This is a genomic window from Neorhizobium sp. T25_27 (assembly GCF_002968565.1).
Classification (GTDB): Bacteria; Pseudomonadota; Alphaproteobacteria; order Rhizobiales; family Rhizobiaceae; genus Neorhizobium; species Neorhizobium tomejilense.
This window is the reverse complement of the sequence record NZ_PVBJ01000008.1, coordinates 223,075-241,063: the sequence shown is the minus strand read 5'-3', so window position 1 is coordinate 241,063 and position 17,989 is coordinate 223,075. Positions and strand designations below refer to the sequence as shown.

General features: G+C 61.0%; 13 protein-coding genes. 9 read left to right on the top strand and 4 right to left on the bottom strand.

Annotated features, from left to right (window positions below):
* Nucleotides 1–51: 51 nt before the first annotated feature.
* Nucleotides 52–1,002 (bottom strand): LysR family transcriptional regulator, encoded by a 951-nt coding sequence (locus C5J24_RS21935; RefSeq protein WP_105420927.1) that lies wholly within the window; start codon nt 1,000–1,002, stop codon nt 52–54.
* Between the two features lie 170 nt (nt 1,003–1,172).
* Here C5J24_RS21935 and C5J24_RS21930 point away from each other — a divergent pair, with 170 nt between their 5' ends.
* From C5J24_RS21930 to C5J24_RS21905, 6 genes are read left to right on the top strand one after another with little or no spacing between them, the layout of a single operon-like run.
* Nucleotides 1,173–2,681, top strand: a complete 1,509-nt coding sequence (locus C5J24_RS21930; RefSeq protein ID WP_105420925.1) for an ABC transporter substrate-binding protein — start codon at nt 1,173–1,175, stop codon at nt 2,679–2,681.
* Nucleotides 2,682–2,693: 12 nt separating this feature from the next.
* Nucleotides 2,694–3,635, top strand: a complete 942-nt coding sequence (locus C5J24_RS21925) for an ABC transporter permease (protein ID WP_046665924.1) — start codon at nt 2,694–2,696, stop codon at nt 3,633–3,635.
* Nucleotides 3,632–5,395, top strand: a complete 1,764-nt coding sequence (locus C5J24_RS21920; protein WP_105420923.1) for a dipeptide/oligopeptide/nickel ABC transporter permease/ATP-binding protein — start codon at nt 3,632–3,634, stop codon at nt 5,393–5,395. Before C5J24_RS21925 ends, C5J24_RS21920 begins: the two co-directional genes overlap by 4 nt.
* Nucleotides 5,392–6,204 (top strand): ABC transporter ATP-binding protein, encoded by an 813-nt coding sequence (locus tag C5J24_RS21915; protein ID WP_105420921.1) that lies wholly within the window; start codon nt 5,392–5,394, stop codon nt 6,202–6,204. Before C5J24_RS21920 ends, C5J24_RS21915 begins: the two co-directional genes overlap by 4 nt.
* Nucleotides 6,205–6,207: 3 nt before the next feature.
* Nucleotides 6,208–7,968 carry a sulfatase-like hydrolase/transferase gene (locus C5J24_RS21910; RefSeq protein ID WP_105420919.1) on the top strand — a complete coding sequence of 587 codons (1,761 nt, stop codon included), beginning with the start codon at nt 6,208–6,210 and terminating at the stop codon, nt 7,966–7,968.
* A 12-nt stretch (nt 7,969–7,980) separates the two neighbouring features.
* Nucleotides 7,981–9,642, top strand: a complete 1,662-nt coding sequence (locus C5J24_RS21905; RefSeq protein WP_105420918.1) for a glycoside hydrolase family 3 protein — start codon at nt 7,981–7,983, stop codon at nt 9,640–9,642.
* Between the two features lie 60 nt (nt 9,643–9,702).
* Here C5J24_RS21905 and C5J24_RS21900 read toward each other — a convergent pair whose 3' ends face one another.
* On the bottom strand, nt 9,703–10,656 hold the full coding sequence (locus tag C5J24_RS21900) for a formylglycine-generating enzyme family protein (protein ID WP_105420916.1): 954 nt from the start codon (nt 10,654–10,656) through the stop codon (nt 9,703–9,705).
* A 522-nt stretch (nt 10,657–11,178) separates the two neighbouring features.
* Here C5J24_RS21900 and C5J24_RS21895 point away from each other — a divergent pair.
* From C5J24_RS21895 to C5J24_RS21885, 3 genes are read left to right on the top strand one after another with little or no spacing between them, the layout of a single operon-like run.
* On the top strand, nt 11,179–12,660 hold the full coding sequence (locus tag C5J24_RS21895) for a lipopolysaccharide biosynthesis protein (protein WP_105420914.1): 1,482 nt from the start codon (nt 11,179–11,181) through the stop codon (nt 12,658–12,660).
* Nucleotides 12,661–12,701: 41 nt separating this feature from the next.
* A complete protein-coding gene (locus tag C5J24_RS21890) occupies nt 12,702–13,700 on the top strand; it encodes a polysaccharide pyruvyl transferase family protein (RefSeq protein WP_105420912.1) in 999 nt (332 codons plus the stop codon).
* A gap of 31 nt (nt 13,701–13,731) precedes the next feature.
* Nucleotides 13,732–14,553, top strand: a complete 822-nt coding sequence (locus C5J24_RS21885) for a galactosyl transferase (protein ID WP_105420910.1) — start codon at nt 13,732–13,734, stop codon at nt 14,551–14,553.
* Nucleotides 14,554–14,950: 397 nt separating this feature from the next.
* On the opposite strand, the gene C5J24_RS21875 is transcribed toward C5J24_RS21885, so the two are convergent.
* Together C5J24_RS21875 and C5J24_RS21870 are read right to left on the bottom strand one after the other, a co-directional pair.
* Nucleotides 14,951–16,510, bottom strand: coding sequence for a Fic family protein (locus C5J24_RS21875; protein ID WP_105420908.1), 1,560 nt, complete (start codon nt 16,508–16,510; stop codon nt 14,951–14,953).
* Nucleotides 16,511–16,855: 345 nt separating this feature from the next.
* A complete protein-coding gene (locus tag C5J24_RS21870; protein ID WP_105420906.1) occupies nt 16,856–17,896 on the bottom strand; it encodes an SMP-30/gluconolactonase/LRE family protein in 1,041 nt (346 codons plus the stop codon).
* Between the last annotated feature and the right edge of the window lie 93 nt (nt 17,897–17,989).

Genomic DNA, 17,989 nt, shown 5'->3' with positions numbered 1-17,989 from the left:
AGGTCATGCCCAAATAATGCAATTTCAGAAGCAAGCGATGCTGAAAACTGATCACTGCTGATCGCTTCGTCCGGCCCCCGGTGGGTTGTCGAGATGAAAGAGCTCCCTGCAGAGTGCGATCAGCTGGCGCACTGGAGCCCAGTCGCCGAGTTCTTCGCGATAGATCACCCCCGTCCGCGTGTGCCTGTAACTGAGATTGACCGGCACCGGGACGATGCGCGGGCAGGACGTCGCAAGTACGGCCGCATCGGGCAGCAGGCAGAGGCAATCGCTCCGCTGAAGGATGGACAATGTCGAATGCAGGCTCTCGCAGCTCAACCGGATATCGGGCTCCCGCCCCAGCCGCTCGAAAAGACCGTGCTGCGTGGTGGCCTGATAGATCGGAAGCTCGGAATGCACGAGCCAGGGATAATCGAGCAGGCGCTCCGGCGGAACCGCTCCTGCCGCGTCGCGCGCGGCGAAGATCGGATGATCCTCGCGGGCCATGACATTGTTGATCACTTTCGTCAGCGGAAGCGCGATGAGGCGGAAGTCTTGCGGATCCTCGACCGTCATTCCCGTGAACAGCATGTCGAGGCGCCCCTCCAGGAGATCGGTGATCGAGGTCGCATAACGGCTGTTCCTGAGCTCGAACACGATCTTGGGGAACCGCCGCTGCATGTCGACGAGCAGCTCCGGCAGGATTGCCGGGCGCCACATCGGTCCGGCGCCGATCCGCAGATAGGCCTTGCCTATTGCCCTGTCGGACATCAGCTCCTGTTCGGCCACTTCCCAGTGGCGCATCATCCGCAGCGATTCTGATAAAACCCTCTCGCCGAACAGCGTCGGACGGACACCGCGTGCGTGCCGCTCCAGAAGCGGCCGCCCGAAATGGGCCTCCAACTGGGCGAGAGATCGAGACAAAGCGGGTTGCGTGAGGTTCAGCCGCTCGGCGGCACGACGGAGACTGCCTTCCTCGACGATCGCCTGCAGACGAAAGAGGTGGGTGATCTGATCCAGCATGGCAGTGATAAGCTTCGTTTATCGGTCACGCCGTTAATTGCATTTTTCGTGCATTGCCTCAACTGGTATGGCTTCGGAACGCCAAGAATATGTATCTGGCAGAATCTTATTCGCTACATGCAGCCTGTCTGGCCGGGGAGCGGGCAAGTCAGGCTCTCGGGGAGGAGAGCATGCGAAACCGATTGATTTTGGCCGCCTTGACGGCGGCTTTTTTATCCGTGCCGCCAGTCGCCCAAGCAGAAGTCGGGAACAATCCCGAGACGCTTGCGCTCGCCGGCATTCTGGATAACGACACCTTCGACCGTGCCGGCCTTTCCATCGGCCATCGCGCCCAATACTGGATGCCGGTCTTCGACACGCTGCTCTATACGGCCCCCGACGGCAAGACGATGCCGAACCTGGCCACCGAATGGCGCTTCAACGGCGAGGGCACGGAGCTGACGCTCAAGCTGCGCGACGGCGTCAAGTTCACCGACGGGACCCCCTTCAACGCGGAGGCGGTGAAGGCAAATCTCGAATATCTGCGCGATGGCGTCGGGCAGAACACCTGGATGGCTGGCGCCATCAAGAATGTCGAGATTGTCGGCCCTGCCGAGGTAAAGCTGCATCTCAAGGAACCGGATCCTGGCATGCTCTTCAATCTGGCGACCGTCGGCGGCGCTATGGCGAGCCCCGCGACGCTCGGCAAGGCCGATTCCAAAATGCTCCCGATCGGCTCCGGGCCTTACATCTACGACACGGCGCGATCGGTGACCGGGCGGCAATACGTCTACAAGCGCAATCCGGATTACTGGAACGCCGGCGCCTTCCCGTTCGAAACCATGACGATGACGCCGATCAACGATCTCAGCGCGCGGATGAATGCGCTGAAATCCGGCCAGGTGGATGCCGCCGCGGGCGAAGGGCAGGTCGTCACCGAGGCCGAGGCGAGCAAGCTGACGGTTTCCAGACTGCCCGTGGACTGGCTGGGTCTGTTTCTCTCCGACCGCGACGGCAAAATGGTGAAGGCGCTGTCCGACGTCCGCGTCCGGCGGGCGCTCAATATGGCATTCGACGAAAAAGCGATCCTGAAATTCGTCGCCCGAGGTTATGGCGAGGTCACGGATCAACCTTTCGTACCGCCGAGCGAGGCATTTGATCCATCGCTCGACGGGACCTATCAATATGACCCGAAGGCGGCCCGTGCCCTGCTTGCCGAAGCGGGTTATCCGAACGGCTTCAGCGTCACGATGCCGGATATCGGCACGCTTGCTCCCTACACGCCGATCATCACCCAGCAGCTCAAGGATATCGGCGTCACCGTCAGCTGGGTGAAAGTTCCGCCGAACGTCACGATCGCCGAATTGCTGTCTGGCAAATACCCGATGTTCCTCTTCCGTCTGGGCAGCCAGTCGCCCTGGGCCGACTTCAACAAATTCGCCTTCGCAAACTCCCCCTGGAATACCTCCAAGGCAAAGGACGAAAAGCTGGAGGCTCTCCTGAAGACCGCCCAGTACACGCCTCCGGGCAAGGATCAGAATGCCGCGATGCAGGCCGCCAATCGATACATGGTCGAGAATGCCTTCTTTGCGCCCTGGTTCCGGATCGACAGCATCTACATTTCCAACGCGCAGGTGAAGGTCCAGATGCAGGCGCAGAACATCGTGCCTTGGCCGCGCAATTATGCGCCCGCAAAGTGAGCTCGGACGCCGATGATACGGTATCTTCTGAAACGGGTCGCTTCCGGCATCGCGCTGCTTTGCCTGGTCTCGACCGTAACCTTCATGATGGTTTTCGGCGCCACGGGCAATGTCGCCCGCAACATCCTCGGTGAGAACGCTACGGCCGACCAGGTGACGGCGCTGAACAGCCGGCTGGGGCTCGACCGACCCCTGATGGTCCAATTCGGCGACTGGGTGAGCCATGCCGTCCGCGGCGACCTCGGCCCGTCATGGACGATGAGCGAGAGCGTGGCGTCGGCACTTGCGAGCCGGCTGCCCGTCACCCTGTCGATGGTGACGATCGCCGTGGCGCTGATGGCGCTCCTTTCGGCGATGCTCGGTATCGCCGCGGCTGTGCGCGGCGGCTGGGCGGACCGCGCCATCCAGATCGTCAGCGTCGCAGGTTTTGCGATGCCGAACTTCTGGCTTGGCCTGCTGCTGGTCCTCACCTTCTCGGTCGAGCTCGGCCTGTTGCCTGCAACTGGTTATGTTTCGTTCAGTGCTTCACCGTCCGCCTGGGCGGCTTCCCTGGTGCTTCCCGTAACGTCGCTGGTGCTTTCGGGAATAGCCTCGGCCTCCCAGCAAATCCGGGGCGCGGTTATCGATGCGCTCAAGCAGGATTATGTGCGCACGCTCCGCGCCCGCGGCGTCAGCCCGCGTTCGGTGCTCTATCGCCATGCGCTGCGCAACGCGATGCCGGCGGCGCTGACTGTCCTTTCCGTACAGTTCATCGCTCTTCTCGGAGGTGCCGCCGTCATCGAGCGCGTGTTCGCCATTCCCGGCATGGGATCGTTGACGGTCTCGGCTGCGCTGATCGGCGATGTTCCCGTGCTCATGGGTGTGGTCGTGACCCTGATCATCGTGGTCGTTCTGGTGAACATACTGATCGACTTCCTCAACGCATGGGCAAATCCGAAGGTGAGGATGTCATGAGCGATATCAACACCGCCCAGCCGCCAATCCCCGCCGCCTCGCAGCGCCGTCATTTCGTCCGCTCGGTGCTCACCAATCTGACAGGCCTTGTCGCGGCGCTGGCGCTGCTGATCGTCATCGCATCGGCGATCTTCGCGCCTCTGCTTGCCCCCAACGATCCGTCCGCCGTCCAGATATTCAAGGTCAATGCCGTCGCCGGCGACGGCTATCTCCTCGGCGGCGACGGTTCGGGGCGCGACATATGGAGCCGTCTCGTCCATGGCGGCCGCAACACATTCCTCGGCGCGCTGATCACGGTCGTCATCGCGGCATCCATCGGGGTGACGGCAGGGCTCTTCGCCGGCTTTTACGGCAGGAAGCTCGATCTGGTCGCCCGCTGGATCTCCGACGGCATCATGGCACTGCCGGCGCTGATCGTATTGCTCGCCTTCTATCAGGCACTCGGGGCCTCGATCTACCTGTCGATGGCGGTCTTCGGGGTGATGCTGTCGCCCGGCTTTTTCCGGCTTACGCGCAATCTCGTCAACGGCGTCAAACACGAACTCTATATCGATGCGGCACGGGTCTCGGGCCTTAGCGATCTCAGGATCATCGCCAGGCATATCCTGCTTTCGGTGCGGGCGCCGGTGGTCATCCAGACCTCCATCGTCGCCGGCATTGCCATTGTCGTCCAGTCGGGACTCGAATTCCTCGGGCTGGGTGACCCGAGTACGCCGACCTGGGGCGGCATGCTGCAGGACGCCTTCTCCAACATCTATGTCTCGCCGCAGGCGATCCTCTGGCCGGGGCTGGCAATCACGGCAACGGTGGCGTCGCTGGTGTTGCTTGCCAATGCCATCCGCGACCGCATGCAGCAGGGCGGCGTTCAGGTCAGGGCGCCGAAGATCCTTCCCCTGGCGGTGAGCGAACCGCTGCCGCAAACCGCATCCGACGCGCTCCTCGACGTGCGGGATCTGGTTGTTGCCTATCCTGCGAGCGAAGGCTGGCGCGAAGTCGTCAAGGGCGTGAGCCTCAGCCTCAAGCGCGGCGAAGTTCTGGGGCTCGTCGGCGAAAGCGGATCGGGCAAGAGCCAGACGGCCTTTGCCATCCTCGGACTTTTGTCGCCCGGAGGCCGGGTTCTCTCCGGCTCCATCCGGTTCGACGGTATCGATCTTGGAAAATCCTCCGGGGATGAGGTCCGGGCTCTTCGCGGCAAGCGCATCGCCTATGTTCCCCAGGAGCCGATGGCCAATCTCGACCCGGCGTTCCGGATCGGTTTCCAGCTCGTCGAGCCGATGATAACGGTGCTCGGGATCTCGCGGGCGGACGCGACGCGGCGGGCGCTGAAACTGCTTGCCCGCGTGAAGCTGCCGGACCCGGAACGGGTGTTTCACGCCTATCCGCACGAAATCTCGGGTGGCATGGCGCAGCGCGTCCTCATTGCCGGTGCGGTCGCCTGCAATCCCGACCTTCTGATCGCCGACGAACCGACGACCGCGCTCGACGTCACCGTGCAGGCCGAAGTGCTCGACCTTCTGCGCGACCTGCAAAAGGAGTTCAACATGGCGGTCATGCTGGTGACCCACAATTTCGGTGTCGTGGCGGACAGCTGCGATCGGGTGGCCGTCATGAAGGACGGCAGGATCGTGGAAATCAACACCGTGGCTGACCTCTTCGCCGCTCCGGCGCACGACTACACCCGCATGCTTCTCGGATCCGTTCTCGAAGATGGCATGACGCGGACATATCGACCACCGATGACGGAAGGGATGCGCGCATGAACGATCAGATCCTCGTCGATTGCCGCAACGTCAACGTCCATTTCGGCGCCCATCATGTCCTGAAGCACGTCAATCTCACCATCCGCCCCGGTGAAACCGTCGGGCTGGTGGGCGAGAGCGGGTCGGGCAAGACGACGCTCGGGCGCGCCATTCTCGGCATCGGCCCGGTCAGCTCCGGCGAGATATTGTTCGACGGCGAGCATATCGCCGGGGTACCGCCCCGCGCCCGCAAAGTCCAGGCGGCCATCCAGGCGGTCTTCCAGGATCCCTATAGTTCGCTCAACCCGTCGATGACGATCGAGGACATCCTGACGGAACCGATTGTTGCGCGCCGGCTCGCCTCGCGTGCCGATGCCTCCCGGCAGGTCCGCAAGTTGCTCGATCAGGTCGCGCTGCCAAGCGACGCGGCGGAACGGTTCGCCCGCGAGTTTTCCGGCGGCCAGCGTCAGCGCATCGCCATTGCCCGGGCGCTGGCGCTCTCTCCGCGCCTCATCGTCTGCGATGAACCGGTCTCCGCACTCGATCTTTCCACCCAGTCGCGGGTCATGGATCTGTTTATCGAGATCCAGGAGCGGACGGGCGTCGCCTATCTTTTCGTTTCACACGATCTGGCGGCGGTGCGCCACATTTCGCATCGTGTTGCGGTCATGCGTTTCGGCGAGATCGTCGAGTTCGGAGAATGCGATCAGGTGACGGCGCGCCCCGCTCACGACTATACGAAGCGCCTGCTTCTCGCCGCGCCCGTTGCCGATCCCGCAAGGCAGGCGGAACGGCGCGCGGCGTTCCGCGCCCTTGCAATGACGGCTTAAACCATGCGCGCCATCGTCCTGATGTTCGACAGCCTCAACCGCCGCCTTCTGCCGCCCTATGGCGACAGGACGGCCCATGCCCCGAATTTCGGGCGGCTTGCGGAAAAGACGGCCACGTTCGACCGCTGTTATGCCGGGTCCATGCCCTGCATGCCGGCGCGGCGCGAAATGCATACCGGCCGGTACAACTTTCTCCACCGGTCCTGGTCACCGATCGAGCCGTTCGACGACAGCGTGCCGGAATTGCTGAGAAACGCCGGTATCTACACCCACCTCGTCACCGACCATCAGCATTATTGGGAGGATGGGGGCGCGACCTATCACACGCGCTTTTCTTCGCACGAGTTCTTTCGCGGCCAGGAAGGCGATCTCTGGAAAGGCATCGTCGAAGGTGTGGATCGAACCCGTCTCGTCGACTTCCTCTACCAGATGAGGCGGCAGGACCCCATCAACCGGACCTATCTCACAGACGAGCGAGACCACCCGCAGACGCGGACATTCGATGCCGGCCTGCAATTCATCGAAACCAATGCCGGCCAGGACGACTGGATGCTGCAGATCGAGACCTTCGATCCGCATGAGCCATTTTTCAGCTATGCCGAGTATCACGCGCTCTATCCCGATACCGGCGAGGATTTCGACTGGCCGCCCTATGACCGCGTCACCGAGGCGGAAGAACGGGTCCTCCAGGCGCGGCATCGATATCTGGCGCTGCTTTCGATGTGCGATCGAAATCTCGGCCGGCTGCTTGACATGATGGACGAGAAGAACATGTGGGACGATACGATGCTGATCGTCTGCACGGATCATGGTTATATGCTCGGCGAAAGGGGCTGGTGGGGTAAATCCGTCATGCCGTGGTACGACGAGACGATCCACACGCCCTTCTTCATCTGGGATCCGCGGGCCAGGATTGCCGGCGAAAGGCGTTCCGCGCTCGTTCAGACCATAGACATAGCGCCGACGCTCCTCGATCTCTTCGGCCTCCGGCCAACGCCCGATATCCAGGGAAAACCTCTTCTCGAGACCATCAAAAACGATGCTCCGATCCGCACGGCGGGACTGTTCGGGAATTTCGGGGGGCACGTGTGTGTCACCGACGGCCGTTACGTCTACATGCGATGCTGTGCGACCGAGGACAATTCGCCGCTCTATGAATATACGCTGATGCCGACCCACATGCGCGCCCGCTTCTCCCCCGACGAACTGTCCAAGGCGGAGCTCGCGCAGCCTTTCTCCTTCACCAAAGGGGCTCCTGTCCTGCGGGTCCCAGGATGGACGATCCGGGGACCCTGGGTGTTCGGGACGCTGCTCTACGACCTTGAGACAGATCCTGAGCAGAAAAATCCGCTCAGAGACGATAGGATCGAATTGCGGATGGCCGAGCTGCTTGTCGATCTGATGCGGGCCTCCGATGCACCCTCCGACCAGTTCGAGCGGCTCGGCCTTCCGGAGACGGGGCCGGTGCGCGACGAACATCTGCTCATTGAAAGACTATGGGCGCAGGTCGTTTCCGGCCAGCGCAGCGTGGCGCGGGCAAGCGATTTCCCACAAGGGGCTAGCGTGGCGAATATCCCGATCGCGAAACTCATGGCCGACGAAACGACGCGCCGCATCCTGATCGCGGAGGTTCCTCGTCTTGCGGCCAGGCCGCTGCCCGCCCCGCTCGCCGCCAAGACGCTCGTGCAGGCCGCAACGGCCTGGCCGGAACTGGACCGGGAAAAGCTCGAGGCGATCGAGCGGGCGCTCACACAGCAGGTTTGAACGGAGAGATCGATGCCATCGAGACTGGATCATCTGACGAAATCGCCCTTCAATCTCGATCGCGAAGCCCTCGACTGGGTGACCCGAACGTTTCAGGCTTTGGACGATACCGCCCGCGCCGCCCAGCTTTTTAATCTCAATTCGCGCGGCGACGACCGCGAGACGGAGATCGCCCGCCTTGGCGAGCTTCAGCCGGGTAGCATCACCCGTTATTTCGGCGCCGACGGCACGGGGGAACGCGCGCATATGGCAGCGATCCAGGCCGGGGCCGGGATCCCTCTGCTCGTTTCCGCCGATCTCGAAGGCTCACGCATGAGCCTCCCCTTCGGCACGGCCGTTCCCAATCCGCTGGCCCTGGCCGCCGTCGATGATGTCGAGCTGACCGAGGCGATCTCCGACCTCATGGCGCGCGAAGCCCGTTCCGTCGGGATCAACTGGTCCTTCACGCCGGTGCTGGATATCAACGCGGCCTTTCGCAGCCCGATCGTCGCAACCCGCGGATATGGCTCGGATCCGGCGCTGATCGAACGTCACGCACTGGCGCAGATGCGCGTCTTCCAGCACCTCGGCCTTGCCGCAACCGTGAAACATTGGCCGGGCGAAGGCTATGACGAGCGCGACCAGCACCTGGTCACCACCATCAATCCGCTGTCGATGGAGGAATGGCGGGCCACCTTCGGTCGGCTTTACAAGGCGGCCATCGATCAGGGGGTGAAGTCGGTCATGTCGGCGCATATCGCGCTGCCGGCCTATCTCCTGGAACGCGATCCCGATGCAGGTGAAGAAGCCTATCTGCCGGCTTCGGTCTCTGCGCCGCTCAATACCGCACTGCTGCGGGGGGAACTAGGCTTCAATGGCCTGATCGTCTCCGACGCCAGCGAGATGACCGGCCTTTCGGGCGTGATGCCGGCGCTTGACGCGAAGATCGAGATCATCGCGAGCGGCTGCGACATGGTTCTTTTCTCCTCCAAACCGGAGGCTGAAATCGCGGCTGTGCGTGACGCCGCCCATTCCGGGCGCATTCCGGCGGAGCGTTTCCACGATGCCGTCACACGCGTCCTCGCCCTCAAGGCGTCGCTCGGCCTGCATCGCAGCGTCGAAATGCCGCCCCATGTGAGGGAACCGGCTGCCCAGGAAGTGGCCAGCGAGGCTTTTGCGCGCGCGCCCACACTGGTGAAGGACAGGAACGGTACGCTGCCGCTCGACCCTGAAAAGCATCGCCGCATCCTCGTCGTTTCCGGCGGGATCGTCGAACCGATGCAGAATGCGAGGCTGGATTTCAAACTGCCGGACATGCTGGCTGCGGAGGGCTTTGAAGTCACCCTCAATCCCTATGGCACTCCGCTCGATACGGATGGGCACGACCTCGTCCTCTATCTGTTCGGCGAAGAGACACTCCTGACGCGCGGGCGCATCTTTCTGGATTGGCGGGCACTTCACGGGGACTTCAGGGCCGCCATGAAACGGCCGTGGACGAGCCTGCCGACGGTGATGATCTCCTTCGGCTTTCCCTATTATCTCTACGACGCCCCCCGGGTGCCGACCTATATAAACGCCTATTCCACCCACGAGGCGATGCAGGCCGCCGTGGTGGAGGCGCTGATGGGGCGAAGGCCGTGGAATCGCAGCAGTCCCGTCGATCCCTTCGCCGGAGCGCCTGACGCGCGATACTGATCGCCTCTGGCAAAGGCATGCGGAGCTCGTCGGTCGATCAGACCGAGGCGCCACCTGCGATCAAGGGCCATTATCCTTCCCAGCTACGACATCATAGGCAACCCGGAAGCCTGTATTGCTCGAGGCGCTATCCGGGGAAAGGCCCATTCGCGCTGCGATCCGGTACCGATAGCAGTAACTTTTCTGGCAGAGGAACGAGCCGCCCTTCAGCACCTTGTCGGAGAAGCGCTTGGCATGCTCGTTCCGAGTCTTCGCCTGTTTCGACAGCGAGCGCACCTTGAAGGGATCCGCGGTCCATTCCCAGACATTGCCGGCGAGATTGTAGAAACCGGCTTCATTCGGGGCGAAGCTGCGCGCCGGCGCGGTGCCGAAATATCCGTCCTGCAGCGTGTTGGTGTCGGGAAAGCGGCCCTGCCAGATATTGCAGAAGATCGCCTCGTCGGTCGGCTCCTCCTCTCCCCAGGGATACCGGCGGCGGCGGTTGCCGCCGCGTGCTGCATGTTCCCACTCCGCTTCCGTCGGCAGGCGGCCGCCGACCCATTGCGCGAATGCGAGCGCGTCGTTCCAGGAGACGTGGGTGACCGGATGGTCAAGCCGATCGTCGATAGAACTGTCCCGACCTTCCGGCCGCCGCCACGTGGCATTGTCGATGCGCGTCCACCACGGGGTGCCGACGACACCACCCGTTGCAAGGCTGATGTCACCGAGCAGCGGCGCGAACACTGCCGACGAGCCGAAGCGTTCCGATTCCGTCACATACCCGGTCGCTTCGACGAATTCGGCAAACCGACGAACCGTGACCGTCTCGGCTTCGAGGTGATAATCCTGCAGCGAGACCTTGCGCTCCGGCCCCTCGCCATCGGCGGAAATCACCGGAGCATGGGTTCCGACGAACGTCTCGCCACCCTTGACGGCAATCGTTTCCCCCCGGATGCCGCGAGAGATCGTGTTTGCAGGTGTGTCGAATGTTCCCTGCTCCGTTTCCCGTCTCGATCCTGAACAGCATTCACTCATCGCTTCTTCCTGATATGCGTTTATTCTTTTTTACCGGCTTTCAGGCGTCAGCCTCCTGATCGTCCGCATCGACGGCTTCGCCTTGGCAAAGGTATAAACGCCCGATCGCGGGAATGCCAAAAGCAATCGGACGATGAATGCCGGAAACGCGCCCATCCTCTCGACGTTGTGCACCTGCTCTTCGCACTTGCGAAGGGCACCACAAAACCAACATCATTTCCGGCCAACTAGATCGACGGCGGTCTGCAGTCCCGGCCAGGGCTGCCGGATCACGCCGTCGGACGAGACGATCTTCTCGTCCGGTCACTGAATGCACTTAAGCTACCAGGGGAAAATTGCATGGAGAGATCGATGACCGAAGTGTCCAGCAGATAGCCCGTCCATTTTAATGCGGCAAGAAAATCTCACGCATCATGGGCGCGGAACCTGCGGCTTGAAAAGGAGCCGAAACTCCGCGAAAAAGGGTAGCTACGGAATGATGTCGCTCACGTACGATCGGTATTTGTCGCGAAGAGGTCGGTCATGAGCATCGCTGACCGCCTGGTAACCGGAAGTCTCTGGGTCTCCCTCTCGAGGGTCATCGTCAATGGATTGTCGACCCTCAGTACCATCATCCTGGCCTGGTATCTCCTGCCGTCGGATTTTGGCCTCGTAGCGCTTGCGACGACCATGCTCGCCATCGTGACGACGATCACCGAGCTTTCGTTGAACGAGGCGCTCATCCGTCACGAAGCCCCGGAAGAATCCCATTTCAGCGCCGCATGGACATTGGCTGCGACCCGCGGCCTGATATTATGCGCTATATTCGCCGGGTTCGCCTATCCGGCTTCCCTCATCTATGACGACCCGCGCCTTTTCGGCGTCCTCCTTGTCCTGAGCCTCAGCCTCCTCATCAACGGGTTCGCAAATCCGCGAAGGATCATGCTCCAGCGGGAGCTGATCTTCCGGCAGGAATTCGTCCTGAATGTTGCCCAGAAGATTGCCGGATTTGTGGCGACCGTCGCCATCGCCGTCATCTATCAGACCTATTGGGCGCTGGTGGTCGGCACATTGGTGATGCAGATCACCAATGTCGTGGCGTCCTATTTCATCCTGCCGTTCCGCCCCCGGATCACCTTCTCCCATATGCGGGAATTCTTTTCGTTTTCGATCTGGATTACCGCCGGGCAGATCGTCAACACGCTCAATTGGCGTTTCGACTATCTGCTCATCGGCAAGGTGCTGACCGGCTCCGCTCTGGGATTTTATTCGCTGGGCGGGCAGCTCGCGATGACGCCGACGCGCGAGGCGACCGCGCCGCTGACCGCCACCATCTATCCCGCTTTTGCCAATGTCCGCCACGATCCCGCGCGTCTGGCCGCAGCCTATCAGCGAACGCAGGCGCTGCTGACGGCGGTGGCGTTGCCTGCCGGGATCGGGATGGCGGTCATCGCGGATCCCCTGGTCAGGCTCGTGCTCGGTGAAAAGTGGCTTCCGGTGATCTTCATCATCCAGGCGCTGGCGTCCGTTTATGCGCTGCAGACATTGGGATCTCTCAATCAACCTCTCGGCATGGCGCTGGGGCAAACCCGAACCCTGTTCATCCGCGACGCGCAGATGCTTCTCGTCCGGATCCCCGTGATTACGATCGGTCTGGTGTTCTGGGGGCTTCCGGGGTTGATATTCAGCCGCGTGCTCACCGGCCTCTTCAGCGCTTTCGTGAACATGATCATCGTCAAGCGCTTCATAAGCGTTTCGGTCTCCGCACAGCTATGGGCAAATTTCCGAGCGCTTGCCAGCTCGGCCGTCATGGCGGCCGGCGTCTCGCTTGCCGATCGCTACATGGGAGTAGAAACCACACATACCGGGCTGGTCCTACAACTTGCCGCCCTTATCTGCCTTGGAGGCGTTCTCTATTGCGGCTCCAGCATCTTTCTCTGGCTGGTTATGGATCGTCCAAACGGTCCGGAGACTGAAGTCAGAAAGATCGCCGCCAAGGTCTTGTCCAAAGTCAGTCACGCCTGATCGCGGGGCTTGTTCTTCTAAACGTTTGAAAGAGAGGCATAATGTCAGGTGCTCAGCAATCCGAACTTATCACCAAGCTTCAGGACAGGACCCACGATTGCCTTAAGGAGTTCATCCGGCCTGATGAACCGATAGCGATACTGGACTTTCCCGACATCAGGAATTGCGGAGATTCCGCGATCTGGCTGGGAGAGATGGCCTATCTGCAGCAGCGGTATGCAAAGCGGCCTTCCTACGTTTGCACGACCGATGATTTCTCACCGGATGAACTCAAGAGCGCTGCCCCGAACGGCCCGATCTTCATCCATGGGGGCGGCAATTTCGGCGATATATGGGTGTTTCACCAGGATTTCCGGGAGCGCGTGATGGAGCTGTTTCCCGACCGGCAGATCGTCCAGTTTCCGCAATCGATTCATTACAAGTCCGCAGAACGGCTGGAGCAGAGCAAACGCGCGATCGGCAAGCACAAGAACTTCGTGCTCCTGGTGCGCGACGAGGAGTCGTTTCAGTTCGCCAAGGAAAATTTTGATTGCCAGGTCTATCTGTGCCCGGACATGGCCTTCTGCATCGGCAAGATAGAGCCCGCCGCGCCGCAATTCCCGGTCCTCGCAATGCTCCGGCAAGACAAGGAGCAGGTCGGAACCGTCGACTTTTCCGCCTATCCGGACATCCCGAAGGAGGACTGGATTACCGAGAGCCGATCGAAGGTACGCGTTGCAAAAGCGCTTGGGGCGGCCTCGGCACTGCTGCACCTCAACCCTTCCGAAATGCGGCTGCGCAAACTGGATGCCGCGGCCAACAACCGCTTCCAGCGTGGCATAAGCCAGATTTCCCGCGGCAAGGCCATCGTGACGGACCGTCTGCATGTGCATATCTGCTCGCTTCTCATCGGACGCAGCCATGCCGTGCTCGACAATAATTATGGAAAAATCCGCCGCTTCATGAACGCCTTTTCCGGAGGCACCGATCTCTCCTACAAGGCGACTTCGCTCGACGACGGCATCAGATGGGCAAAAGAACAGGCAGGTGTCGCGGCATGATGCTGCCTGAGATCAACGACCGGAGGCTGTCATGAGTGTTGTGACGTTCATCATCCCTGTACGACATCAGGACAACGCGCGCGACTGGAGCATCCTGAAGCGAAACCTGACGCAGACCGTGGCATCCATCGCGAACCAGACCAATCCTGACTGGCGGGGAGTGATCGTCGCCAACAGGGGGGCCGATCTTCCTGTCCTGCCGGAGAAGTTCTCGGTGGCATGGGTGGACTTTCCGCCGAACGACATTCACGAGCGGGGCGATGCGACGGAAGAGGATTTTCTCGATTCATTCCGCGCCGACAAAGGCCGCCGCGTGCTTGCCGGGATGCTGACGGCCCGCGATTGCCGCTTTTTCATGATCGTCGACGACGACGATTTTGTCAGCGCCCGAATTACCGAATATGCTGCCCGCCACCAGAACGAGAACGGCTGGACGATCGACAAGGGCTATATCTGGGACGATGGCGGCAGCATTCTGTTGTGCCGCGACCAGTTCAACCACTATTGCGGAACGTCGCTGATCATTCGTTCGGACCTCTACGGACTGCCGTCAAAGGCGGAAGACGTTTCTCTCCCATGGATCAAGGACATGCTCGGCAGCCATGTCCGCATAGAATCCATTCTGGCCGAACGCGGTACGCCCTTGAACGCGCTGCCATTCAGGGGTGCGGTCTATCGTGTCGCCCACAAGGGATCGCACAGCAAGGCGCCCAGCCTGATCCATATGTATTTCCTGAACAGGAACGTTCTCAAACAGCCTGTCCGGATTCTCAAGAATTTGACGAAGCTCCGACCGCTGTCGGCGGCGTACAGAAAAGAGTTTTTCGGGCTTTCCGCCGGAAAGACGGAGTAGATATCGCGGCGTCCCGGTCGACAGGCACCGATCACACTACCATTTCGCGCTGAGGAGTTGTCACATTGTCGAGCGGCGAACGAACGACCGCGCTGCTGCCTGAGATCAGGCAATGGCACCCGTCACTATTTTCCAATGCGCCATGGCGCGGGCACGATGAATGTGAGTGCAGGAGCAGAGCGGCGGCGATGCGACGGCATCGTCAACTTAACGCAGTGACCGTGACCCGCTGTGCCGCCCACCGTTCCCCTGCCGAGATCATAGCTCAGGCTGTGTGTCGCGAACTGCGTTCGGAGGCAATGAACCTCTGGGCAAAAATCGCTCGCGCCTGAACCGCCATGGTGCAAGCGGCCTACGATTGCCTCGTGAACGTTAAGTTTACAATGCCCTCTCATGTTTAACTGCGAAACGACCTCACCGCACCTTGAATATCAGCATAGATGGCCTCGATGCGTGCCGCCTCTGCGTCGGTGAGCGCCGAAAACTCCCTTTCACGAGCCCGCTTCGACAGTCGCCCGTCGTTCTGGCGCAGGAAGCGGAACAGGAGGTCCAGCAGGCGATCGGGCATATCGATCATCTGCTGGACCTCGATCTTAAACGCGTCATAAATGCGTAGGAATGCTGTCTCGGCTGGCAGGTCCACATCAATGGTTCGGGCTACACACTCGAACAGGAATTCGGCCTGAGGCGTCGCATCGAAGTAGCGGTAGAAGTCGGCTGTGTCGTTCAGCACCGTGACGTTACCACGATCCGTCGACTGCCAATGAACAACCGGCAACAGGCGGCGTGAATAGCTTTCCAGCACGGTTCGATAGGCATCGATGCGGTCCAGGATGACCGACGAGACCGGAAAGACGAGTCCGGGAGGATTGAACCCGTGCTCGGCGAGAACATGATGGACTAGATAGCGGTGCAGTCGGCCATTTCCATCCTCGAAAGGGTGGATATAGACGAAGCCGAAGGCGAGAGCCGCGGCGGCGAGAACAGGATCGAGCTGCTGTGCCGCGCCTCGGTCGAAAGAAGTCAGGCCGTCGATCAGAGAAGGCAGATCTTCATGTCGGGCGCTGACATGATTGGGGATTGGCGCGCCCGTCAGGCGATCATGCTCGCCGATGAAGCCACCCTCAACGCGTAAGCCAAGATGAACGAAGCGCGCGTCGCCGATGACGATGCGCTGCAGCCGCTCCAATTCGGCGCGGTCTATCGGTCGACGCCCGGCTTCACCGACAACCTGGGCCCAGCGCTGGATGCGATCTTGTGGCGGATCTTCTCCCTCGATCTGAAAGCTCGAGCGCGAATCCTTGAGCAGCAGGAATGAAGCGGTGCGTGCAAGCAGGTCCGCCGGCACCTCGTCGATCAACTGGCGCGCTTCGTTGCCAAGTCCACGTGCAACGAATGCTTCGAGTGCGGGCGTGCGGAAGATCATCGGGCAGAAAGCTGGTGTGCCGGGCAAGTTATTCTTCACGCGATGTCTTGTTGAACTCGTTCCACCCACCGAGAATTGCCGGTCTGGATCGACGACAACGGCATAGGTGCCCTGTGCCGCGTTGGGCAGATCAAGCCGTGTATTCAGCAGCCATTCGTAGAGAAACCACAGCCGTCGAGCATAGGCGCCAGTGGGCGCCGCGCGCACCATGTTGGTGATCGGCTCAGGACCTGTTGCCCGGAACAGGGCTTTCAGAACAGCAAGATCCAGTCCTTCATAGCGTAGGGCAAAGGTTAGGTGTCCGGTAAGATTGTCGTCCGGTTGGTGGCGCGGCGTGAAAACGTTCCATCCTTCGGCCTGATAGACTTTGTGGCGAGGACCGATCGCTGAGAGGATGATTGGCACAGGTACGGGTAATTCAAAGGCATCGATCAGGGCTGCATAGCCGACCGGGAGGGCGGCTTCCGGCATCGAGCGGTCGTGAAATATACTGACAGCTTCTGAAAATGGCTTTCTCTGGCCCTGTTCCATGAATCCGGATACTCGTCTCTGAAAAATGGTTCCAGATCGAAGCTCTCATGAAATTCGATGATAAGCAATGAATTTCAATGACAGGGAGGCCGCCTTCACGAATATTGATTCCGACGTGGCATTGGTGGAGTGTCGTTTGGCAGTTAATCGGGGTCTTCTTCACTGGGCTTTCCGCCGGAAAGACGGAGTAGATATCGCGGCGCCCGGTCTAGCTCGGCGCCGCTGACGGGTATCGCAAGGCTACGACGCGGCGATGCGAATTGCCGGGGAAAGCGTGGCGCTTCGATGGTCACGGCGAAAGCGGCCGGACCTGACGGCCGGCCGCTCCGGATTTCGTCGCGGTAATCAAACGGCGCCGCGGGTTTCCACGTAGATCGCATAGACCGAGTGGCTGCTCGCCATATAGAGGCGGTTCTTCTTCGGGCCGCCGAAGACAAGGTTCGGGCATCGCTCCGGAAGCTTGACGAAGCCGATCGCCTTGCCGGCCGGGTTGAATATCTTGACGCCGTTCAGATCCTCGGGCCTGGCGCCTGCAGCGCCGTTCGATCCCCAGCCGCACCAGAGATTGCCGTCGATATCGATCTTGAGGCCATCGAGAGCGCCGTTGTCGTCGGCCGTCACCAATGCCGTCTTGTTCGACAGCTTCACGCCATCTGCGCCGAGGTCGTAGCTCCAGATGATACGGAATGGCGATGCGCGGCCTTCGACGATGTAGAGCTTCTTTTCATCCGGCGAAAATGCGAGCCCGTTCGGGCCCTTCAGCTCGTCGGTGACGAGGCCAAGCTTGCCGTCCGGCGATATGCGATAGACGGAGTGCGGCAGCTCCGCCGTGCCCTTCTCGCCCTCCCACTCGCCGGCGATGCCGAAGGGCGGGTCGGTGAACCAGATGGAGCCGTCCGATTTGCAGACGATATCGTTCGGGGAGTTGAGCTTCTTGCCGTTGTAGTTGTCTGCGAGCACGGTGAACGACCCGTCATATTCGGTGCGGGTGACCCGGCGTGTCAGATGTTCACAGGAAAGCAAGCGGCCCTGGCGGTCGCGGGCGTGGCCGTTGGCATAGTTGGCGTTGGCGTTGTAGACGCTCCAGCTCTCATTGGCTTCGTCATAGCGCATGACCCGATTGTTCGGAATGTCGCTGACGAGCAGATAGCGCCCGTCACCGAACCAGACCGGACCTTCCAGCCAGCGGGCGCCGGTTGCGACCTGTTCGAGCGAGCTGCTGGCGACGCGATATTTCGCAAAGCTCGGATCGAGGATCTGGATAGCCGGATCGGGGTAGATGGGGCTTGGCGTAAAGCCGATCGCCTGCGCGGACGCCATTTTCGGGAAGGTGGTTGCCAGGGCGGCCGCTGAAAGCGTCATGATGTTGCGGCGTGAAAAATTCACGTTGAAGTCCTTTGATTATAGATAGTTGATTTCATATCAATTTGCCGGTTTGACGGGGAACCGAGACGGATGGTCCCGCCACCCAATTAAAGG